This window comes from Cerasibacillus sp. JNUCC 74 (assembly GCF_053667775.1).
Window position 1 is genome coordinate 880,504 of the sequence record NZ_CM132207.1, and the last position, 22,442, is coordinate 902,945.

The following is a 22,442-nucleotide window of genomic DNA, read 5'->3' on the forward strand; positions in this document are numbered from 1 at the left end:
AGGGTACACTAGATTGTCAGAAAATCCAGAAGTATTTCAATCCACGCACCCTATATAGGATGCGACGTCTTTTAAATGGGTGATAGAAAAAGAGAACATCACAATTTCAATCCACGCACCCTATATAGGATGCGACTTGTCACCCAGTGGTATGAAAACCGTAGCCAAAATATTTCAATCCACGCACCCTATATAGGATGCGACAGCGAATATCGCCTAAATGTTTACAAAAAATTAGCGATATTGCTTTTTTAATACCAAAAAATTGATATTTATGCTACTGTCTATCTATTTTATTCTATTTTCAGGTGTAATACAAACAAATTTTTGGTGCGAATCCCCCCGGGTTTTCATGTGCACTTGGGGTTCGCACTAAATAGGAGTATATCATTATTTGTTCTAACCAAACTGTAAATGGAAAAATTAAAGATGTTTGATAATAACAGATAGCTATTAAATGATGGACTTTGTTTTGGTGCAAAAGATAGTTTTATTTTGACCATGATCTATTGTACAGTATCTTGTTAGGGAACAAGTTTTCTAAGCTTATAAAATATATATCCTTAGTTGAATTTATTTAAGGATAGTAAGGGCTTTAAGGTAAAACATTTTTTATTACAAGATAATTTGTATAGAAACAAAAAAACCATATATGTATATGTAAAAAATGATTATTTAAAATTAATTTACACAATTTTAAATTGTTTATATTGATTAAAACAACTAAATGTTGTATAATCTATTCAAATTAATAAATGATTAGATTCATAAAGTGTAAGGGGGGAATTCAGTTTGTATGTTCGGATAATTCCTAATAATTTTAAATATAGAACAAATAATAACTAAATTCGCATAGTATTAGCCATATTTCCCATACTATCCGCACTGAATTAAGAACAAGTGGGTAAAGTTTTATATCAATATTAAGCAAGTATGGTGGAGAAAAATTATATAAAACCAAGTCTATTATACAAACTATGTAATCGTTAACATTAATTGTTAAATGAAAGGATAGATAATGAATGAAAAAAATATTATTTCTGTTCAGTTTCTCCATTGTCTGCATATTGGCAGCATGTTCAACTAGCAAATCAGATTCTGATGAAAACTGGACACCGGAAAAGCCGATTGAATTTGTTGCACCCGGCGGGGCAGGTGGCGGATGGGATACAACAGCCAGGATGTCAGCAAAAGTTTTTAAAGAAGAAGGCATAATAAAAAAAGATATTGGCGTTATTAACAAAACCGGTGGCGGAGGAGCTGTAGGTTGGGCATATATTGCGGAAAAAGCTGGAAATCCGCACCACTTATTTATAGCTTCTCCTCCGTTAATTGACGTGCCATTAAATGGGCAATCTCAATATGATCATACTGATTTCACACCGATAGCAAATGTAATTGCTGATTATGGAGCATTTGTTGTTAGGTCAGATGCAAAATGGGAAAATCTAAATGATCTATTTACAGATATGAAAAAGGACCCTGCAAAGATTACGGTTATTGGATCATCTTCACCAGGAAGCATGGATCATATCCAGTTTGTAAAAATTGCAAAAGAGGCCGGTATCGATATTACGAAGATTAAATATATTTCTGAACAAGATGGTGGAGAACTTACAGCTTTATTAAATGGTAGCGCCGATGTCTTTTCTACAGGGGTTGCAGAAACGATCGAACAGGTCAAAGCAGGAAAAATTAAAGTTCTGGCAGTAACGTCTGAAGAAAGACTTAAAGGAGATGTTATTTCTGAATATCCTACGGTAAAGGAACAGGGGATTGATTCCAGTTTTGTCAATTGGAGAGGTTTCTTTGGCCCGTCTAACTTGGATGAACGTGCTGTTGAATATTATGTCTCCAAGTTTAAAGAATTAAATCAATCTGAGGCATGGAAAGAAATACGTAATAAATATGGCTGGGATGAATTATTTATGTCCGGAGAGGAATACAAAGCATTTTTAGATGAACAAAGAGAAGAAGCTAAAGATTTATTGGACGAACTAGGGTTGGCAAAAAAATAAAAATTGTGCATTGTTTTTTTTGCGTATTATAGGTTTTGAAGATTTTCAAGGCTTTGGTTTAGCTAATAGAAGGAGTGTTTATCCCGCATGTAAGTTGCCGTAAGACTCCCACTTCAAAATCTTGAGTTGATACAAAAGGGTCTAAGTGGGAGAAAACGGCACCTAAATGCCCGATTCGTTTAAGGGCCTTTAGGTCATACCCCTGAGGTACTAACATTCAGTAGGAGATGGAAGAAAACTCCTACTGAATGAAGTTTCACTTTATTAAAGCTACGAGAAGTGCTCAACACAAACAATTAGATATTTTAATCAGTCTATTTTAATATGAAATGGATTTTCCTATTTACAAGTAAAAGGTGGTTCGATCTATGTTAAAGTCATTAAATAGAAAAATAGCCATATTATTGTGGATTATCGCTTTCGTTTATCTTATCTTCTCTTTCAACTTACCTGCTTATCCTTATGTACCAGTAGATTCGGATGTTTTACCAATTATTTTAGGAATACTACTTTTTTTACTAGCTGCAATTCTTTTCTTTATGAAGGATGAAGTCGTGGATAAGAAAAAAGTCAACATTACTCAAAGTGATCTATTTAGACTATTGAGTGTCCTTTTGTTAATTGTTATCTACGTAATCCTTTTAGAAATAGTAGGTTTTCTTATTATTACTATTTTGTTTATCTTTTTTTGTTCGTATCTATTAGGTTATCAAAAACATATTATTAATTTATTAACCTCTGTTTTAGTGCCATTAACATTTTATCTATTGTTTACAAAATTATTACAAATAAAATTACCGCAGGGAATCTTGTCTTTTTTCTAGGAGGGGTTTTAGTTGGGAGGTTTTGAAGGGATATTATCTGGGTTCCAAGTTGCATTTAGCTTGGAAGGAATTGTGTTTGTTTTTATTGGTGTTTTGGCAGGGACTTTTATTGGGATGCTACCCGGATTAGGACCTATTTCTGCTATTGCTGTTATGATTCCGATATCTTATGGGTTTGACCCTACCATTGCACTGGTTATGATGGCAGGAGTTTACTATGGAGCTGTGTTTGGAGGCTCGACTTCATCAATTTTATTAAATGCTCCAGGTATTTCTGGTACGGTAGCAACTGCTTTTGACGGTCACCCAATGGCAAGACAGGGGAAAGCTGGAAAAGCTCTTGCAATTGCAGCCATTTCTTCATTTATAGGAGGAACGGTTGGGGTTGTTTTATTAATGCTGTTTGCTCCTATGCTTGCTTCTGTAGCAATTGCATTTGGTCCACCGGAATACTTTGCTTTAATGTTTTTAGCGTTAACTGCTATTGCAAGTTTATCAGAAGGCTCACTTGTGAAAGCACTTATTTCAGGTGTACTTGGATTTATGTTTGCTACAGTAGGAATTGATTCACAAACTGGAACTCCTCGTTTTACATTTGGAAATGCCAATTTACTAAGCGGAATTGAATTCCTTGTCATCGCATTAGGGTTGTTTGCTTTAGCAGAAGTCTGTTTTCTAATTATTAATTCAAAAAAAGAAAATAAAGAAATACAGCAAAATATAGGGAGTTTAAAACTATCAAGATCGGATTTTAAAGAGATGAAAGGACCTGCTACAAGACAGTCATTACTAGGCTTTATTATAGGTGTTTTACCTGGAGCCGGAGCTACCATTGCTTCTTTTATTGGGTACATATTTGAAAAAAAACTATCCAAGAACCCTCAGAGCTTTGGTAACGGCTCTATAAAAGGTTTGACAGCTCCCGAAACGGCTAATAATGCAGCTACTAGCGGTGCTTTTGTTCCATTATTAAGTCTCGGTATTCCTGGTTCAGGTACAACTGCTGTTTTATTAGGTGCTCTCCTTGTGCTGGGGGTGCAGCCGGGGCCTCTTTTGTTTGAGGAGCACCCAACGTTGTTTTGGGGTGTCATTGCAAGTATGTATATTGGCAATGTATTTTTATTAATTTTAAACTTACCACTTATTCCATACATTGCAAAGATATTACTCATTCCTCGACCATTACTTATATCATTAGTTATTACATTTTGTATGATAGGTGTTTATGCAATTAGTTTTAACACGTTTGACTTGTATTTACTATTATTGTTTGGCGTAATCGGCTTCTTTATGCGATTGGTTCATTTTCCAGCGCCTCCTTTTATATTAAGTTTTATTTTAGGGGGTATGATTGAACAATCTTTGAGACAAACGTTAACGATTTCAAATGGTAGTTTAGGTATATTCATAGAAAGACCAATAGCAATAATATTCCTGATCTTAGCAATTTTAACGATTGTTATTCCTTTTTTCAGTAAAAAACCAATAGAACCGTGAAGGTGGAGGTTATCATGAAAAAAATAAAATTAATAGCGACTGGTGGAACAATTTCCGCACAAGGAAAAGATAGGCTTGATATGAAAGACTATCAAACGGGTGTTTATTCAGGAGAAGATCTTTTACAAAAAGTTCCTGAGATAAATGAAATAGCAGAAGTTGCTATCGTTCAATTGGCTAATTTTAGTAGTACCTGTATGAAAAGTTCACATTGGTTAGAATTACAAGCTATGGTTAATCGTGCACTTAATGAAGATAGCTATGATGGCGTTGTTGTAACACATGGAACGAATACTTTAGAAGAGACTGCTTATTTTTTACATTTAACAATGAATAGTAATAAACCTGTCGTTTGTGTAGGAGCACAGCGCCCTTCTACAGCTATTGGTTCTGATGCAATTAGTAATCTTTTTAATGCGATTAGGGTTGCAGTAGATGAAAAATCTACTGGTAAAGGAGTGCTTGTTGTTTCTAACAATGATATTAACTGTGCTCGTGAAGTTGCAAAAATAAGTACGTACCGTTTGGAGACTTTTCAATCAGGTGAATTGGGATTTTTAGGTTATATTGACCCGGATGATACCATTCACTATTATCGAAGTCCTGCTAGAAAGCATACGGTTCAATCCATCTTTGCGAAAAGTTCAGCTATAAAATTACCCCATGTCGCCATTGTTTATTCTTATGCAGGTGTTGATGGCGATCTGATTCGTTTTATTTCAAACAGTAAAAAATACTCCGGTATCGTTATAGCTGGAACTGGGGCAGGTCGATGTTCACCAGAAGAAAGTGCCGCACTTAAAGAAGCAGTAGAAAGTGGAATGGTAGTGGTCAGAAGTCGACGAGTTCATGAAGGACGTGTTGTTCCAATTGATAGCTTTAATGAATTTCCATGTGTTACTGCGGATAACTTATCACCACAAAAATCCAGAATATTACTTATGCTCGCTCTCACTTTAACTGATAGTTTATCAGATTTACAAGAGATATTTAATGAATATTAAGTTCAATTAAAGAATGAAAATGTCTGGTACCCCTGCATATCAGGGGTTACCAGACATTTTTAGTTTGGGTCTAATCAATTGTAGCTCGAAATGATTTAACGCGGCCCAATATAGGATGCGACTTATACAGCAATGTTATTCCTCATCCTTTTCTAATTTCAATCCACCCTCAAAAAAACTATGTTTTCCTTCATAAACCGGTCACTACTTAGTATTAAAAAAGAATAAGGTTGTTATGAAAGTAAACGATATTGTTCATTTTTTGAATAGGGTATTTGGAACTTTTATATTTCCATTTGTTGCTTATTTTTTCACTCGCTTTTGACGTAGGTATATTCGATTAATGTAAAAAATTGCTCTTCTATGTCTTCAAAGTTGTCATTCATTTGAATTCGCTTAGTGTCATAAAGAAATGCTCTATAATAAAAACGGTGGGGCATAACCTCGTTTATTTTACATTACTTCATTCCAGACATATTTTGCAAAATATGTTGAATGACCAGTATGTTCCACAATCATAAAATCTCGTTCTCTTTTTTTCAATTAATCATTACGAGATGTAAGGGAGTTCCCTTAATCACATCTGAATGCAACCACCTCGTATACTTTCTTTATTGGTAGTAAGCTTATATTGCTTTATCAAAGTAAAAGTCTTATCAACTTATCATACATATTCATTTATTTTTACATTCCTTTAAAATAATAATTGCTTTAGTAAATGATAGTTTCATCATACAACATTGGTTGTTTTTTTATAAATCTACTGCTTTCATCTTGAATGTTATATCATATGTCTTATTGATTTTTCCCATAAAAAATTCCCTTATAGTAGACTGATTAATATGCTTTCTTTTTTCTGTCTACTATAAGGGGATTATACCAGTTCGATCTTCTTATTTTTTATTTAAAAGCATCTATGGACACTAAAATCATTATTATCAATAAAAAAAATATCCAACCAAAATCAACAAATTTGTTGCCTGTATTTATATCCAATCCTTTTTTTGACATAATCGATTCAGTTAAAGAATATAAACCACTTAGCAAGAAGAATAATAGAACATTTAATTTATTAATAAAAAGCAAAATTAGAATAAAAACACAAAATATTAAGGTACGAACAAAAGGTAACCTTAGAATGTTCAAATTATCTCCTTCTCTCCACATCAACTAAATACATTTTTATCAGAAAATGAAATAAGTTAACCCACTAGCATTGCATTAATTATATCTTTTGATTCTAAATACTACAATATTCGAAAAACTGGTTCATACAACAAAAACATCCTTTACAATGGAAGTACAGGTGGCTCCTGTCCAAATCCAACAGTAAAGGAAATCTACCATGGACAGAGAATACACTACTTTCATCATTTGGTAAATGGATTTTACCTATAAATTTTCAAAAACTTCATGAACAAGGGAACGAATCTAAACAAGACTATTATACAAAAAAGTTTACTACCAAGGCTTATATCAAGCTTTTACAGTTTGCCCAACTACACGAATTCGAGAGCTTAGAATTAATGAGTGATGCGCTTTTAGACGAAGATCTTCAAAAAACACATGGGTTCGAATAGATCAGTGTTTCTCAAATATCACGAAAGAACAGGAAAATTCATCCATCTATTCTTAGGTCTCGTGTGGAAAATTAGAGCATATCTCTATAAAAATGGAAAAATATATGCCATTAAAAATTATGGATTCCAGCATATTTCCACTACATTTAACTAACATGGACAGTGTCACTTTTCTTCGGGTTTTAACTTTTTAGCTCAAAATCGCAAAAGATAGTTAACTCAATATTCTTCATTTTGTGCAATGCTAGTGACTGGATATGTTTTATCATGTATGTACAAACTATATAGCTATAACACTATATGTATCATTGACATATAGTGTTGTATAATATATGATTTATTTAGGAGGTGACATGGGTGGATAAAGATAAATGGCAATTACAATTTAAAAAAGGGGTTATAGAATTAACTATAATGCTGTTAATTAATAAAAAGCCTTTATATGGCTATGAATTAACAGCTATATTAAAAAATACGACTTATTTAAGTCTTGCTGATGGAGCTATATATCCTATCCTTAAAAGATTAGAAAAAAATCAATGGTCATACTCTTATTGGGATTCTCCTGAAGATGGACCTCGGAGAAAATATTATAAATTAACAGAAGATGGTAAAAGAGTTTTAGAAAACCGTATGAAAGTATTTAAACATTTAACTAAAATAATTAATTCTTTTGAAGGAGTTGAATAATTTGTCTTCAAGTATAAAAAAATATTTAAATGAACTTTCTGAAAATTTAAATGAACTTCCTAATGAAGAAAAAGAAGCAATTCTTGATGAAATTGAAATGCATTTAAAGGAAAAATTAAATGTACTAAAAAAAGAAGGGTACAGTGAAAACGAAGCAACTAATAAAATACTTAGTGAATTTAAGTCACCTTATTCTCTTTCTAAAGATTATTTAGAGGAATTTGATAATGCAGACAAGAAAAAAAGACCCAGCGTATCATTTTTTCTACTAGTTATTGGGTTAATGGGGCTTCCAACTTTAGCTTTACCGATTCGAGATAACAATTTGGAATTAGCTTGGCTAACTTTAGGAATTCCTCAAGTGATGTGCGGTATAATTACTCTATTTTTGGTAAAAAGAAAAGATACTTTTATTTCAGGTTATTTTAAAGTAGCACCTATAATTTTATTGTCACTGTGTTTTCCACTTTCTATACTTTTTTTATGGATTGCATTTAACCAAAATGACGGAATAGTTATGTTCTCACTTTACTATATGTTGGGTTACTGGCTATTACTATTAATTTATTATTTAGTAATTAAAGTAGCATCAAGAAAAATGTAAGACCGGGTTTTAAATACTAAATATTACATTAAGAAAATAAACCGTTATAGGTATTTACCCATAACGGTTTATTTGTTTATTACCACATAGTGTTTAAAATGTTAACACAATCCAGCACCCCAAACTGTTGTACAAGCAGCAGTACATGCAGTAAATAATGCACCACCAATACCAGGGGCAGCAAAGGATGCTACGCAACCAGCCATACAAGCTACATTGCCACTAAAGCCACATGCAAATTTTTGCCAAAAACCTTTTGGGCCAGATTTTTTAGCACTTATCTTGTTATCATCGTCACTATAATGCGTTTTTCCATTATCTAAGTTGCCATTAATAAAGTCATTATAACTAGACTCTTTATGAATCATTAATTTTCCAGTCTCATCAAAATCTTTATAATCAACTTTTTCAGAATCGATTTCAAAATAACTTATTTTTAAAACTTTACCGCTGTCTTTTTCAACAAATACAGTCAGCAAGTCATGATTAATTTCATCTGTTGAATGTTCGTATAAACTTGTAACTTGCAGAACGTCCCCATCTGCATAATCATTTTCACCAAGATTTATCACTTTACTTTTATCCGGATCGATGTAATCATGAGGGACACTATTTGTAAACACATTATTGGTTTCAAGAGAATTTAAAACATCCATTTTCTCTTCCCCATCTATATAGTTTACATCTTCCTCAATTCCATCTGAACGATTACAGTTACCATCTTCTTTTTCAATAGAAGCAAATGCTGTTGCAGGACTAGAGAAAAACATAAATACTAAACTTAATAATAAAAGAACTTTTACACTACTACTATTGAACATTTTTTTTGTTAAAAAAGCCACTTTATAAAATCCTCCCTTATTTGGTTTAATCCAAACTATCTCTTTCCTGCAAATCTAGTATACTCTAGAAATACACCAGACCCCCCAGCTTATTCGTAAGCACTTACAACCATACCTTAAATATTACCAAATATATGTAAATCTTTGCATTGCTAACTTTTTGTATTTTTTAAGTTAATTAAACATTATAAATTATCTGTTTTAGTGTATATAGTAACTTAAAATTGAACTAATCTGATAGAAAAAACCTTTCTTTATATACACCATGGTATACATTCCAACAAAAATTATAATTAAAAGAAGAGAGAAATAGTAAAATAATTAGTTACTGGCTTTGTTAAACATTCCATACCAAAAGTGGAAGAATAGGATCTACTACTATTCTTCCACTTCCATCTCGTCTACCAATTCATGATTTAAATTGTTTTCTTTCCTGATCTGTTAATTCCCTTTTTTCCTTCATCTTAAAAAAGGAACTGCCAGTTTATTTTAGAAAGCGTATTTTCATAGTCGTATACTATATAGAATGCGATAGCGAATATTTCCTAAAAAATACAAAAATGTTATTTTTTTAGCCCTTTCTTATTGCAGAAAATCGAAATTTATGCTAGTACCCTTAAGTGAAATAAAAACAAATTTTGGTGCGAATCCCTCAGGGTTTCTATCCTGCATGTAACTTGCAGTAAGACCTGCCCTTTCATACCACGAGGTGAAATCTAGGGGGATAGGTTGAGGATCTAACTGCAAGTAAATGCGCGATTCTGTTCATTCTAACAATCAGTGGGGGATAAAAGAAACCTCCATTAAATAAAGATTACTTTATGTGCTACTTGGGGTTGGCACTAAACTATTATTAACGATCTTTCCTTATATAGAAATAGTACTATTATAGCAATGATTATGAAGCGGGTTAAATCTCTGTTATAGCTCTTACTCATTACTATAATTAAGAACCACTGTTTTTTATGACACCATCATTTAAAATTAAATTGGAGTAATATGTCGTTATCTACTATACTGATTGTAACAATCTATTGAAGCGTGTTTTAAAAAATACTGTTCGAATCGGGGTGGGATGATGAACTCTCGACAGTATGCAATCATTCAATTGCTTGATTATGCTGAAAGCGAACCATTAACCAGTGCTCAACTATCTGCTGAGATCAATGTGAGTCCGAAAACAATCAGAAATGATATCAAAGAATTGAATTCCATGTTAACAAGCTATGATATACACATTCAATCGAAACGAGGGAAAGGCTATCTGTTAAGGGCAAAAAACAGAGATCATTTGGACCGTTTTTTCCTTCATTATGCAAAAAAAGCTTCTACTATGATTCCGGTTGAATCTGAAGCGCGAGTTCACTTTTTAATGAAAAGATTGCTTTTTCATTCAGACTATATCAAAATAGAAGATTTACTTGCTGAATTATTTGTAAGTCGGTCCACTTTACAAAGTGATTTAAAAACAGTGCGAAACATTTTACACTATTATAGCTTATCGATTGAGCATAAACCTAACTATGGCATGAAAGTCATAGGAAAAGAAGCGTCGATTCGTTTTTGTATTTCAGAATACATTTTTAACCAACAGTCAATATGGTTGGAAGGTCAATGGTTAAACATATTGTCAAGCGAAGAACTAGATATAATTAGAGAATCAATTCTAAAAAATATTAGGAAACATCAGATCACTATTTCAGATATTAGTTTACAAAATTTAATGGTTCACCTTGCTATTGCCTATAAACGAATAAAAGAGAATAATCCTGTTCAAATTTTAAAAAAAGTTTTTTATGACTTAAAAGACAAAAAGGAATATAAGGTAGCTCAAGAAATATTAAAAGAGATTGAATGCAATTTAGACGTCCATTTTCCGAAAACGGAAATAGCTTATTTATCCATCCACTTAAAAGGGACAAAGTTGACATTCTTTACAAATGAAGCAATAGATTTGGAAATGGATACAAAGATATATCATGTAGTCCAAGAAGCAATACAGCATATTGACAAAACATATGGCTTACAACTATCCAGAGATAAAGAACTTCTAAATAATTTAACACTCCATCTAAAACCTGCTATCAGTCGTTACCAATACCAGATGAATATACGTAATCCAATGTTAGAAGAAATAAAGATGAAATGTCCTCTCTCATTTGAAGCGGCATTAACAGGCGCAAAGATAATTTATAAGAAACTAAAGATTCGGGTTAACGAAGATGAAATTGGTTATATAGCTCTCCATATTGAAGCTGCGCTTGAAAAGGCAAAGCGTTCTTCTGTTGGACGCAAACAATGTTTAATTGTCTGTGCATCCGGGCTGGGGAGTTCACAGCTGCTTTTACATAAACTAACCAATCTATTTGGGCAAAAACTTGAGGTTGTTGGCATCACGGAATATTATAATTTAACTCAGCACAGTCTGGAGGATATAGATTTTATCGTGAGTACCATACCTATTAGGGAGAAATTAGCTATTCCGGTTATCCATGTAAGTACAATCCTTGGAGATATGGATGTTTTGGAAATTGAACGGGTTTTGGAGAATTCAGTTGCAAATATAGGAGATTATATATTACCTGAATATACTTTCTTTAACTATGATTTTAAAACGGTCCATTCGATTATTCAATTTTTAACAAGTACGTTAATAAACGATGGGAGAGCTGATAAGAATTATACATTATCTGTTTTGGAACGGGAAAGGAAAGCTCCTACAAGCTTTGGTAATCTGGTGGCTGTACCACATCCCCTTGAACCGGGAACAAATGCTACGTTTTTATCTGTTCTTACTTTAAAGAAAGCCATAACATGGGGAGACAAGCAAGTTCAATTGGTTATACTGCTCAATGTTAACAAGACTAATAAAGAAGAATTACAACCAATGTTCCAATCACTTGTGAGATTAATTGATAATAAACAGACCGTTTTTAAACTGTTAGCATGTAAGACATATGCCCAAATGAAAAATATTATAAGAACCGTTTAAAAAGTATAGCAAAAGACCGCTACTGCTGGGTGCTTTTGCTTTTTACATTTTAGTAGAAAACGAACCGTTGAAATAATTCTCGGTAAAGACTGTTAAAATGTTCAATTAGGGTCGAGCATTTGCATACTTTTTTGATATCATTATTTTTTTGCCATTGGCAGCGGTAAAAAGGTGTCTTATAATGAATGCGCTTTCACGATAGAATGAAGGTAAGAAATGAAAACAGGAGAGAGGATGGTCATCGATGAAAGGATTAAAAATAGCTGTGATAGGGGGAGGATCTTCATATACACCGGAATTATTAGAAGGTTTGATTAAAAATCAAAAAGTTTTGCATGTAGCAGAAGTTTGGTTAGCAGATGTAGTTGCAGGACAAAAGAAGTTAGCCATTATAGAAGGCTTAGCAAAACGTATGATTCAAAAAGCTGAATGTCCAATTAAAATTATTGCAACTTTTGATAGACAAGAAGCAATAAAAAATGCCGATTACATTATTACACAAATTAGAGTTGGACAACTTGCCATGCGACGTTATGATGAATATATCTCCATTAAGCATGGGGTGATAGGTCAAGAAACAACTGGAGCCGGGGGATTTATGAAAGCTTTACGAACGATACCAGTGATTCTTGATATTTGTAAAGATATCGAAAAACTTGCTCCGAATGCTTGGGTGTTGAATTTTACAAATCCTGCAGGTGTTGTTACAGAAGCAGTTTTGAAACATAGTAATGTAAAAGTTATTGGCCTATGTAATAATCCGATTAATTATTATAAAAAATTCTCCGAAACTTATAACGTTTCTGTTAATGATGTTAGTATCAGTTTCACAGGCATCAATCATTTGATTTGGATAACGGATTTATATATTAAAGGTGAGTCAAGAATAGAGGATATTTTCAATGGTTGGTCGGATAGTTACGAGGCAAAGAATATTCCTGCGTTTGGCTGGGACTTGGAGTTTTTGAAATCATTGGGTGCTATTCCTTGCGGCTATCATAAATATTATTATCAGTCGGATCGTATTTTGCAAGAACAACTTGAACAGTTTAAGCGTAATGAAACCCGTGCTGATCAAGTACAAAAAATTGAAAAAGAACTTTTTACTATTTATCAGAACCTTGAACTAAACGAGAAACCAAAAGCTTTGGAACAGAGGGGAGGAGCTTATTATTCAGAGGCAGCTGTTAATTTGATTACATCTATTCAATTGAATAAAAAAAATGTGCATACACTAAATGTTCGCAATAACGGATCCATTGCATGTTTACCTAATGACGTCTGCATAGAAGTAAATTGTGTAGTGGAGCGACATCAAATTACACCACTACAAGTAGGGGCAGTACCTCCGCAGATCAGGGGGCTTTTGCAAAATGTTAAAGCATACGAAGAATTAACTGTGGACGCAGCTGTATATGGAGACAAAGATCTTGCTCACCAAGCATTAACATTACATCCACTTATCCCATCTGCTGAACGAGCAAAAGCTATTTTAGAAGAAATGTTTATCGTAAACAAAGAGTTTTTACCACAATTTACTTCATTACTATAAGGGGGAAAACTACGTTGAAAATTACATTACTTTGCGCACTCGGAATGAGTACAAGCCTTCTGGTAGAAAGAATGAAGAAAGCGGCTGATAGTAGAGGGATTGATGTGCAAATCGAAGCACATTCGGTAGATGATATGGACAAGCAGCTTAAACGTGCTGATGTCATACTTTTAGGTCCACAAATTCGCTATAAGAAGAATGCACTGTTTAAAAAAGCGGAAGCAAGGGGTGTGCCAATCGCCATTATTGATATGCGAGCATATGGAGCGACTGATGGTGAAAAAGTGTTGGAGCAAGCACTTAAGTTAAATAAATGAAAGGAGGATGGGGTGTGAATCGTTTTAATGCGTTTATGGAACGTTACTTTATGCCGGTTGCAGGGAAAATGGCTGAACAACGCCATTTGAAGGCGATTAGGGATGGGATTGTCGCAACAATGCCATTATTAATCATTGGAAGTATTTTTCTCATTATATCATCCCCACCTATAGAATCTTGGGCAGAATTTATGAAGCCTTACACATCAGCACTGAATATCCCTGTAAAAGCTACCTTTGGATTGTTAGGCTTAGTCGCAGTATTTTCAATCGCATATAGTCTTGCAAAAAGTTATGGAATGGATGAATTGTCGGCCGGGGTGCTTAGTCTCGCTGCATTTTTTGTTGCTACTCCACTTACGGAAGATGGGAATATTCCTTTGAACTTAATGGGAAGTGAAGGTTTATTTATTGCAATTGTGTTAGCCATTTTCACGGTGGAAGTATATCGTTTTTTTGAAGAGAGAGATATTGTTATTCGTATGCCTGAAGGGGTTCCTCCTTCCGTATGGCGTGCATTTACTGCACTTATTCCCGGAGCAGCCATTATTTTCGTTGTATGGGGTATGGATCTGTTATTGCATAATGCTTTTAACTTGTCATTACACGGAGTTGTTGGTGCTATATTAAGACAACCTTTAGAGGCAATGGGCGCAAGTTTATGGGGAGCAATTATTGCAATTATCCTTATCCATTTACTATGGTCCTTTGGGATTCACGGAATTTCTGTTGTGGCAAGTGTAATGGCACCAATCTGGTATAGTCTGACCGAACAGAACGTAGCGGCACAGCAAGCTGGAGAAGAACTTCCATATATTATCGGTCAGCCATTTATGGCGATTTGGGTGACAGTCGGTGGTTCGGGTATGGCACTGGCGTTAACCATATTACTTGTCTCAAGAGCTCGTTCGCGTCAACTGAAAGGACTGGGTCGAGGATCTATTTGGGCAAGTTTCTTTAATATAAGTGAACCTATTGTATTTGGCGCACCAATTGTCATGAACCCATTATTATTTTTACCTTTTATACTTGCACCATTAGCAGTTGGTCTGATCACTTATTTTTCTATGTCACTCGGTTTTGTAGGAAAGCCATATGTAATTGTTCCTTATACTACTCCCCCGCCATTTTCGGGGATATTGACAACAGGTGATTGGCGTGGTGGTGTATTAATGATTATTAATATCATCGTGGCCATGTTTATTTATTACCCGTTTTTCCGTTTGTATGATAAAAAACTCTTAGAAGAAGAACAAGCCAATAAGGCGGCAGCTGCTACGAAGGAAAATTAAGGAGTATTTTTTGGGATAATATTACAATAAAAGTCATTATTCATGCAAATGATTTTAGTCTGGCACCTGGTGTAACATATGGAATCCTTTACGCTCATCATTATGGGGGAGTATCAGTAGAACATTAATGGTTAATCTGCTGTTTTCGGAGAATAGTTTAGAAGAGACAAAAGAATACCCTCATTTGCGAATCGGTTTACATCTGGTATTTGATACAGGCCGGCTTGTTTTTTCATCGGACAGCAGTTTAACGGATCACTGATTTTTTTGAAAGAGAAAGCATGAATCGAATCAAAAAGGAAGAATTTGGAACATGAGCTGGGCTCAGCTTGATTTACTTTATAAACGCTATCAAGCTGATTCATTATGGAGGAGTAGCATATGGATATTGAAAATATTTCAATGAGCATCATTTTACAAGCAGGCAATGCAAAAAAATATTTATATGAGGCATTAAAACATGCTCGAAATGCAGAGTTTGAACAAATTGAAACAAAAATGAGGCTAGTTTCTGAAGAATTATTAAAAGCTCATAAATTGCAAACCAAACTTATTCAGGAAGACACAAAGGGGGAATTGGAAAATTTGCCGATTTTACTAGTCCATGCACAGGATCATTTAATGTCAGTTATGTCAGAAAGAAGTTTGGTAGAAGAGATGATAGCAATGTACAGTAGTCAGAATAAACTTCGTAAAAAAGTAAACTGTTTAGTGGAAGGGATGAATCTTGGAAAAAAGTAGATAGTTGAACCTGGAAAATGAAATAAGGAGTGTTTTATGTGAGAACATTAAAAAAATCAATGACGATTATAATGATGATACTTTTTGTTCTTACTATTACATCTTCAGATACGACGTCGAGTGCGGAGAGCAATAAGAGGACGAGGAAAAATAAGGTTAGTAAAAAAGTGACACCAGGTATTGAGGTTTTCTTAACTGATCATTTAGAGTGGGTTCAGGATAAACGAGTTGGGTTGATTACGAATCATACTGGGGTTACAAGTAGTTTGGAGAGTAGCATTGATTTATTGTACAATCATCCTGAAGTGAATTTAACAGCATTATATGGTCCGGAACACGGTATACGCGGGGATCGTGAAGCAGGAGAATATGTGGAGTCGTATATCGATAAAAAAACGGGTTTACCTGTATATAGCTTGTATGGATCTACTTGGAAACCTACGGAAGAGATGCTCGAGGATGTAGATGTTTTATTATTTGATATTCAGGATATAGGTTCCAATGTTTATACTTATATTTACACGCTGGGTTTTGCCATGGAGGCAGCAGCAGAACATGATAAACAACTGATCGTGCTAGACAGACCAAATCCTATTGGTGGTACAAGGGTCGAGGGGCCGGTACGTTCGAAAGATGCTGTTAGTTTTATGGGCAGATTTTTGCTTCCTGTCAGACATGGCATGACAGTTGGTGAATTGGCTGTTATGTGGAACCATGAATATAGTATGGGAGTAGATCTAAAAATAGCTAAATTAAAGGGTTGGAAAAGAAATATGTATTTTTCCGATACTGGACTTCCATGGGTGATGTCATCTCCGAATATACCGACTGAAAAGACAGCTTATTTATATACGGGAACAGAATTATTAGATGACACGTCATTGTCTACAGGACTTGGCACCACTAGACCGTTTGAATTAGTAGGTGCTCCATGGATTGATAGTGAAGCTTTAGTAGAAGAAATGAGAAACCGTGGTATTGCCGGCGTGAAATTTAGATCGGCATATTTTACACCCATGTTTGGAAAATATGAAGGTGAGCTGGTAGCTGGTGTACAAGTCCATTTGAATGATCCCGAAAAAGTTGATCTTGTTGCTTTAGGATTAAATTTAGTTGATGCGATGAGAGACCAGAGCCCTGATAAGTTTGAGATGACGGAAAGTTACAGCAATTTAATTGGGGATACAGACGTCCCTGAAATGATCATGAAGAACATGCCGGTTGATAGAATTATTGCCTCATGGCAAGAAGTATTGTATGAGTGGATAAAGGACGTTCGAAATAAGTATTTAATGTATCCGCCATTTCCAGCTGGATCTAAACCATACAGACCAAAAAGAGTATTGGGAATTTTACCATTAGATTTGGCAGTTTCCCCAGGTCAAAATATTGCATTAGCTGTAAAAGGATATAATAAACACGGCAAAAAATTAGAGATGGATCCTGATTTAATTGATTGGACTGTTTCCAACGATATTGGATATATGGAAAATGGTACATTTTATGCTGTAAAAGAGGGAAAAGCGCAATTAATCGCAACCTATCGTGATTACAAAGCAAAGAGAGAAGTCGTGGTTTCCTCAAGAAATGTAAATAATATAAGATATGGTGTACATTCTAATTATACAAGAGTTGTATTTGACTTAAACAAAACAGTCGATGATTATGACATTATTAAAGATAATAATATGTTAAAAGTTCGGATACCGTATGGTAAAATTTCTGGAGAACTAAAACAGGAGGGAGGGACAATGGAAGTTACTAATAGCCCTGTATTATCATCTATTGAATATTTGAAAGAAGGCGATACATTTGTTGCAGTCTTCTATTTAAAAAAGGAAAACGTTGATTATGCAACACCGAAGTATTTGTCACAATTAGTTGTAGATATAAAACATTAAAAAATACAAGGTGTAATACGCAACGTAGAATTCCTAGCAGGAGAGTTTTCAGTTGTCGCAGTATCCTAGTTTAGAAGAAGACCTTTTCCAACCCCCAGTTGTAACATGGATACAGATTTGCGGATCAGAGTCGAACCACATTTTTATTTGGGATGTAGTTCGATTATTTTTATTTAAACCTTCTAACGTGAAAAATAACCGAACATATGTTAGTATATTATATAATTACTTGTTAAAAATCTTACTATTAGTCATTGTTTATGGAGGGTAAATTCTTTTTTCGCTTTTATTCTCTACAAAAAGTAATTTATACACTAATAAATATTAGAAAATGCTTTCATCTAAGAGCACCTAAAAATATTGGAAGGAGGATGGAAAATCTAGCAGTACCTTCTACGTAAAAGTAGAGGAAAGTTATGAAAATAGCAGGGGATAGATTATGATGGGAGGAAAATAAAATGAAAGCAAATTTAATTATGGAGAGTAATGTTGTTAACTATGAATCACTTAAGCAAAAAGAACAGCAAAAAATGAATGATAGTTGGTATGTAGCTTCATTTCTGCAGGAGGATCACAAAGAATATAAAGCCAATTCCGAAGAAAATTATCATTCAATTAGACAAATTTTAGAAAAAGCTTTTACAAATATTATCTTTTTTGAGCGAATTCATCGAGTTGCCTATCATAAAAGTCTAGAAAATCCTGAATTTAAACGTGCTGAAAAACATGCAGAGAAGTTGCTTTCACAATTAGAGGGGCTGTTAACAACGACTGAACAAAAGGAGTTACTTTTGGATTTAGAATCAGCGTGGAATAATATGTATGGATTCTTTCTAGAGTACAGCTATTGCCAAGGGATAGAGGATAGCCCAGAAATCCATCAGGAACTTGAAAAATATGGTGTTTCTGTTGTGAAAGAAGGTACGCAACAGGATAAGGAAAGTTTATTGCAGGTGAATTAAACAGTATGGGCTGTTTTGGTTCACCAATTATTAGGATAGTTAACAGGATTAAAGCCAAATGATTGTAATTGTATTAAAAATCTAATGTGAATTAGGAATGTTACAAATGATAGAAAAGATGTTTAAAAATTAGTAAGAGATTTGATACCACAAGTTATAAGAGAGACCAATAAAAAGCCGTTAGTTTATGCAGTTACCGATGAAAAAGTTAAAGCGGTTATTATGAGATAGACTAATAATAGAAGAAGTAAAATAATTTTGGAATACACCGATCGAAGAAGAATGAACGGATATATTAGAGGTAATTAACGATATAATTCATGCTTATAACTTTGACATGGGAAAGATAATAGGAATTAAATCTGATAAATTACGTGGCGGCTTTAAAGAACGAATAGTATTAGAAAAGTTACTGATCAGCCTCATATGCTATTTAGCACGTATATTGAGCAGTAGTTTACTGCAAAATATACGTTTTTTTGTGGGCTTAAATAGCTATCAGAAATCCTGAAACAAGTCTCCTCCCAGTTAGGGATGAAGGAAAAGACCCATTGAATGATAGTTTCACTTTATTTTAAACCTTATACTATGTTTAGTTTTCCAGTAGTTAAATAAATTAAAAAATGGTTATAATGTATTTACAAATAAAATAAAACATATTATAATCATTATGATGAATAAACTAAAATGATATTAAAGATTATAATGTGTAGGAGGTTAGAATGAGTAATATAAAAAGAAATTCAAGAGTTCCACTGTATAAGCAGGTCAAAAACCAGTTATTACAAGAAATTAATAAAAACATGAAGGAGGGGGATTTATTACAACCTGAATCAGAAATGGAAAAACAGTATGGAGTAAGTAGGATAACAGTTAGAAAGGCAATAGATGAATTAGTATCAGAAGGGGTTATTTTTAAAGCTCAAGGTAGAGGGACTTTTGTAAGATCAACGAAAATTGTACAAAACGCAGGGACAATCACAAGTTGGACGGAAGAAATGCATTTAAAGGGAAAGTCTCCGTCAACACAAAATCTCATGATCTCAGAAGTTAAACCATCCAGAAAGATGATAGACAAATTGCATTTACAACCAAATGAAAAACTAATTCGGATTGAACGTCTGAGGTTAGCAGATGGTGAACCAATAGCGTTAATGTTTAACTACTTAAGAGAAAAGTATGTTCCGGGACTTTTAAACAAAGGGCTTACAAGGGAATCATTATATGAGGAATTAGAGGAAAATTATAATATTGTTCTAATAGAAGCGCAAGAGCAAATTAAAGCAAGGTTGGCAACAGATTTGGAAGCGTCTGCATTGAAAATTCCTCCTGGTGAGGCCGTGCTTCATATTAATCGTACCTCTTTTTTAAAAAGCGGTATTCCGTTTGAAATGGTGGAAATGATTAATAGAGCTGATAGGTATGAATATTATATTAAAGTTTCTGGAAGAGAAAAATTAAAATCATTATAAAGGAATGATGAAAGATGTTTTTGTTGAGCAAGGATTCCATTCAGTTGGATGTTCAAGTAAACGATCCAATCGAGGCAATTAGAATCAGCGGTGAATTGCTAGTAAAGGGGGGATATGCCAAAGAAGAATATATCGAGGCGATGGTTAAAGGATATAAAGAAGTAGGGTCTTATATTGTCGTTGCCCCGGGAATTGCAATTCCACATGCAAGACCTGAACGAGGAGCCCTGGATACAGGATTTTCATTAGTAAGATTGAAAGTACCTGTCGAATTTGGACATAAGAAGAATGATCCGGTTAAAATTGTATCCGCTTTCTCTGGTGTGGGTAATGATGGGCATATAGAGATGCTGCAAAAGATTTCAAGCATATTTGGAGACAAGACAAAATATGACCAAATTATCAAAGCAGCTACTGTTGAAGAAATTTTTCGAATAATTAATCATTAAAGTGATTATATAAAGGGAGGAATAACAATGTATATATTAAGTGTTTGCGGGATGGGGTTTGGAACAAGTTTGATGCTTTTAATGGATATTCAAGCTATGGCAAAAGAAAGCGGTTACGAAGTTAAAGGTGAGGCTACTGATCTCGGCAGTGCGAAAGGGAAAAGCTGTGACTTTATGGTTGCTTCCAGTGAAATAGCTGCTGAATTATCAGGGGAAGGGGTGCCGATCGTTGCGATAGATAACTTATTGGATAAGGAAGAAATTAAAGCCAAAGTTCTACCCATGATTAAAAAAATGGATAAGGAGAGATAAATATGGTAGATTTTTTAGTTTCCATTTTAAGTAATCCTGCTATCATCATTGCATTAATTGCTGCAATAGGATTAATTGCACTGCGTAAGTCCGCATCAGATGTGATGAAAGGGACTTTAAAAACTCTATTCGGTTTTTTAATTCTTCAGCAAGGCGCAAATATAATTGTTACTTCCTTAATGCCGTTTAGTACAATGTTTACAGAAGCATTTGGTTTAACTGGTATTGTAGCCGAGGATAATGCAATAGCGGCTGCTGTACAAACTGTGCTAGGTAAAGAAACAGCATTTATACTAATTTTTTCTTTTTTGATTAATGTTTTAATTGCTCGATTTACAAGATTTAAATATATTTTTTTAACAGGGCATATGATGTTTTCTTTTGCTGCTACAATGGCTATTGTTCTGAGTCAAATGGGTGTTTCAAGTACAATGACAATCATAATAGGTTCTGCTATTCAAGGTATTTCTATGGTTGTTTTTCCAGCTATATCGCAACCATTTGTTAGGAAAGTCACAGGGAGTGACAACGTAGCTTTTGGATTCTGGGGAAGTTCTTGGATTTCTTTATCCGGTTGGGTCGGTGGCAAATTTGGAAATAAGTCCCAATCATCTGAAGACATCAAAGTTCCAAAATCACTAGATTTTTTAAAAGATATGAGTATTTTAATGGCTATTATTATGGTTTCTGTGTATGTTATTACAGCCACATTTGTCGATTCTTCGGTTATGTCAGAACTATCAGGCGGTTTAAATCGATATCAGTTTGCTATTTTTGAAGCTTTAGGATTTGTAGTAGGAATTTTAATTTTGTTAATGGGAGTAAGAATGTTCTTAGCTGAGATTGTTCCTTCTTTTAAAGGGATTGCAGAAAAAATTGTTCCAGGTGCAAAGCCAGCGTTGGATGTTCCTATATTTTATTCCTATGCACCGGTTGCTGTAACCATCGGTTTTCTGGCCGCTTTAATAGGTGGATTAATTGTTACGTTTATGTCCAGCTTTTTACCAGTAGCTGTTTTGCCTTCTGTAATCGGGCTATTCTTTATGGGAGGTGCTGCGGGGGTATTTGGTAACGCAACGGGTGGATTAAAGGGAGCTATTGTAGGTGGATTTTTCTTAGGCTTTACATTTTCTCTATTGATAGCGGTTGCATATCCTCTCGTTGATTTAACACAATATAGCATTAATGGATTGTGGTTTGCTTCACCTGATGCCGTTATTGTTGTAATACTCATAAAATTAATTGGTTTATTATTTGGAGTTCCGCTGTAGAACATTTATCCCGGATATAAGGTGCTGTAAGACTCACACTTCAAGAATTGGAAGATGTGAGCTGAATAAGTCTAAGTGGGAGATAACAGCACCTAAATCCCCGATTCGTTCATCTAAACAAT

The 22,442-nt window shown here is 34.1% G+C and carries 19 protein-coding genes and 1 CRISPR repeat array (1 of these 20 running past the window's edge); of the genes, 18 read left to right on the plus strand and 1 reads right to left on the minus strand.

What is annotated here, in order from left to right; translation table 11 throughout:
• Nucleotides 1-204: a CRISPR direct-repeat array (repeat unit 33 nt; unit sequence ATTTCAATCCACGCACCCTATATAGGATGCGAC) (it extends 104 nt beyond the left edge of the window).
• An 818-nt stretch (nt 205-1,022) separates the two neighbouring features.
• From JNUCC74_RS04005 to JNUCC74_RS04035, 7 genes are all read left to right on the plus strand, one after another.
• Nucleotides 1,023-2,018, plus strand: coding sequence for a tripartite tricarboxylate transporter substrate binding protein (locus tag JNUCC74_RS04005; protein WP_454067006.1), 996 nt, complete (start codon nt 1,023-1,025; stop codon nt 2,016-2,018).
• Nucleotides 2,019-2,386: 368 nt separating this feature from the next.
• Complete coding sequence (locus tag JNUCC74_RS04010; protein ID WP_077319547.1) at nt 2,387-2,842, plus strand: tripartite tricarboxylate transporter TctB family protein; 456 nt, start codon at nt 2,387-2,389, stop codon at nt 2,840-2,842.
• A 12-nt stretch (nt 2,843-2,854) separates the two neighbouring features.
• Nucleotides 2,855-4,339 (plus strand): tripartite tricarboxylate transporter permease, encoded by a 1,485-nt coding sequence (locus tag JNUCC74_RS04015; RefSeq protein ID WP_454067007.1) that lies wholly within the window; start codon nt 2,855-2,857, stop codon nt 4,337-4,339.
• A gap of 14 nt (nt 4,340-4,353) precedes the next feature.
• The gene (locus tag JNUCC74_RS04020; RefSeq protein ID WP_454067008.1) at nt 4,354-5,343 is read left to right on the plus strand and encodes an asparaginase; all 990 of its coding nucleotides are present in this window, start codon (nt 4,354-4,356) and stop codon (nt 5,341-5,343) included.
• Between the two features lie 1,394 nt (nt 5,344-6,737).
• On the plus strand, nt 6,738-6,923 hold the full coding sequence (locus tag JNUCC74_RS04025) for a hypothetical protein (protein ID WP_454067826.1): 186 nt from the start codon (nt 6,738-6,740) through the stop codon (nt 6,921-6,923).
• A gap of 357 nt (nt 6,924-7,280) precedes the next feature.
• A complete protein-coding gene (locus tag JNUCC74_RS04030) occupies nt 7,281-7,613 on the plus strand; it encodes a PadR family transcriptional regulator (protein WP_454067009.1) in 333 nt (110 codons plus the stop codon).
• Between the two features lies 1 nt (nt 7,614).
• Complete coding sequence (locus JNUCC74_RS04035; RefSeq protein ID WP_454067010.1) at nt 7,615-8,217, plus strand: HAAS signaling domain-containing protein; 603 nt, start codon at nt 7,615-7,617, stop codon at nt 8,215-8,217.
• Between the two features lie 101 nt (nt 8,218-8,318).
• Here JNUCC74_RS04035 and JNUCC74_RS04040 read toward each other — a convergent pair whose 3' ends face one another.
• Entirely contained in the window at nt 8,319-9,059 is a 741-nt protein-coding gene (locus tag JNUCC74_RS04040) for a putative immunity/bacteriocin fusion bifunctional protein (protein WP_454067011.1), read from the minus strand.
• A 1,078-nt stretch (nt 9,060-10,137) separates the two neighbouring features.
• On the opposite strand from JNUCC74_RS04040, the gene JNUCC74_RS04045 reads away from it, so the two are divergent.
• The 11 genes from JNUCC74_RS04045 to JNUCC74_RS04095 all read left to right on the plus strand — a co-directional run bounded on the left by JNUCC74_RS04045 (nt 10,138) and on the right by JNUCC74_RS04095 (nt 22,320).
• A complete protein-coding gene (locus JNUCC74_RS04045) occupies nt 10,138-12,051 on the plus strand; it encodes a BglG family transcription antiterminator (protein WP_454067012.1) in 1,914 nt (637 codons plus the stop codon).
• Nucleotides 12,052-12,295: 244 nt separating this feature from the next.
• On the plus strand, nt 12,296-13,603 hold the full coding sequence (locus JNUCC74_RS04050) for a 6-phospho-beta-glucosidase (protein ID WP_454067013.1): 1,308 nt from the start codon (nt 12,296-12,298) through the stop codon (nt 13,601-13,603).
• A gap of 14 nt (nt 13,604-13,617) precedes the next feature.
• The gene (locus JNUCC74_RS04055) at nt 13,618-13,920 is read left to right on the plus strand and encodes a PTS sugar transporter subunit IIB (protein ID WP_454067014.1); all 303 of its coding nucleotides are present in this window, start codon (nt 13,618-13,620) and stop codon (nt 13,918-13,920) included.
• Nucleotides 13,921-13,955: 35 nt separating this feature from the next.
• Nucleotides 13,956-15,212, plus strand: coding sequence for a PTS cellobiose transporter subunit IIC (celB, locus tag JNUCC74_RS04060; protein WP_454067827.1), 1,257 nt, complete (start codon nt 13,956-13,958; stop codon nt 15,210-15,212).
• Between the two features lie 381 nt (nt 15,213-15,593).
• Nucleotides 15,594-15,953 carry a PTS lactose/cellobiose transporter subunit IIA gene (locus tag JNUCC74_RS04065; RefSeq protein WP_454067015.1) on the plus strand — a complete coding sequence of 120 codons (360 nt, stop codon included), beginning with the start codon at nt 15,594-15,596 and terminating at the stop codon, nt 15,951-15,953.
• Between the two features lie 38 nt (nt 15,954-15,991).
• Nucleotides 15,992-17,854, plus strand: coding sequence for an exo-beta-N-acetylmuramidase NamZ family protein (locus tag JNUCC74_RS04070; RefSeq protein ID WP_454067016.1), 1,863 nt, complete (start codon nt 15,992-15,994; stop codon nt 17,852-17,854).
• 458 nt (nt 17,855-18,312) lie between these two features.
• Nucleotides 18,313-18,816, plus strand: coding sequence for a hypothetical protein (locus JNUCC74_RS04075; RefSeq protein ID WP_454067017.1), 504 nt, complete (start codon nt 18,313-18,315; stop codon nt 18,814-18,816).
• Nucleotides 18,817-19,538: 722 nt separating this feature from the next.
• Complete coding sequence (locus tag JNUCC74_RS04080; RefSeq protein WP_454067018.1) at nt 19,539-20,288, plus strand: GntR family transcriptional regulator; 750 nt, start codon at nt 19,539-19,541, stop codon at nt 20,286-20,288.
• A 14-nt stretch (nt 20,289-20,302) separates the two neighbouring features.
• On the plus strand, nt 20,303-20,737 hold the full coding sequence (locus JNUCC74_RS04085; protein WP_454067019.1) for a PTS sugar transporter subunit IIA: 435 nt from the start codon (nt 20,303-20,305) through the stop codon (nt 20,735-20,737).
• A 27-nt stretch (nt 20,738-20,764) separates the two neighbouring features.
• Nucleotides 20,765-21,049, plus strand: a complete 285-nt coding sequence (locus tag JNUCC74_RS04090; RefSeq protein ID WP_077302475.1) for a PTS sugar transporter subunit IIB — start codon at nt 20,765-20,767, stop codon at nt 21,047-21,049.
• A gap of 2 nt (nt 21,050-21,051) precedes the next feature.
• A complete protein-coding gene (locus tag JNUCC74_RS04095) occupies nt 21,052-22,320 on the plus strand; it encodes a PTS ascorbate transporter subunit IIC (protein WP_077302473.1) in 1,269 nt (422 codons plus the stop codon).
• Nucleotides 22,321-22,442 lie beyond the last annotated feature (122 nt).

Bases quoted from the DNA above. Each gene is read 5' to 3' on its own strand.
- JNUCC74_RS04090 (WP_077302475.1), top strand. From the start codon at position 20,765: ATGTATATATTAAGTGTTTGCGGGATGGGGTTTGGAACAAGTTTGATG.
- celB (WP_454067827.1), top strand. From the start codon at position 13,956: ATGGAACGTTACTTTATGCCGGTTGCAGGGAAAATGGCTGAACAACGC.
- JNUCC74_RS04085 (WP_454067019.1), top strand. From the start codon at position 20,303: ATGTTTTTGTTGAGCAAGGATTCCATTCAGTTGGATGTTCAAGTAAAC.
- JNUCC74_RS04095 (WP_077302473.1), top strand. From the start codon at position 21,052: ATGGTAGATTTTTTAGTTTCCATTTTAAGTAATCCTGCTATCATCATT.
- JNUCC74_RS04045 (WP_454067012.1), top strand. From the start codon at position 10,138: ATGAACTCTCGACAGTATGCAATCATTCAATTGCTTGATTATGCTGAA.
- JNUCC74_RS04020 (WP_454067008.1), top strand. From the start codon at position 4,354: ATGAAAAAAATAAAATTAATAGCGACTGGTGGAACAATTTCCGCACAA.
- JNUCC74_RS04005 (WP_454067006.1), top strand. From the start codon at position 1,023: ATGAAAAAAATATTATTTCTGTTCAGTTTCTCCATTGTCTGCATATTG.
- JNUCC74_RS04050 (WP_454067013.1), top strand. From the start codon at position 12,296: ATGAAAGGATTAAAAATAGCTGTGATAGGGGGAGGATCTTCATATACA.
- JNUCC74_RS04080 (WP_454067018.1), top strand. From the start codon at position 19,539: ATGAGTAATATAAAAAGAAATTCAAGAGTTCCACTGTATAAGCAGGTC.
- JNUCC74_RS04075 (WP_454067017.1), top strand. From the start codon at position 18,313: ATGAAAGCAAATTTAATTATGGAGAGTAATGTTGTTAACTATGAATCA.
- JNUCC74_RS04010 (WP_077319547.1), top strand. From the start codon at position 2,387: ATGTTAAAGTCATTAAATAGAAAAATAGCCATATTATTGTGGATTATC.
- JNUCC74_RS04065 (WP_454067015.1), top strand. From the start codon at position 15,594: ATGGATATTGAAAATATTTCAATGAGCATCATTTTACAAGCAGGCAAT.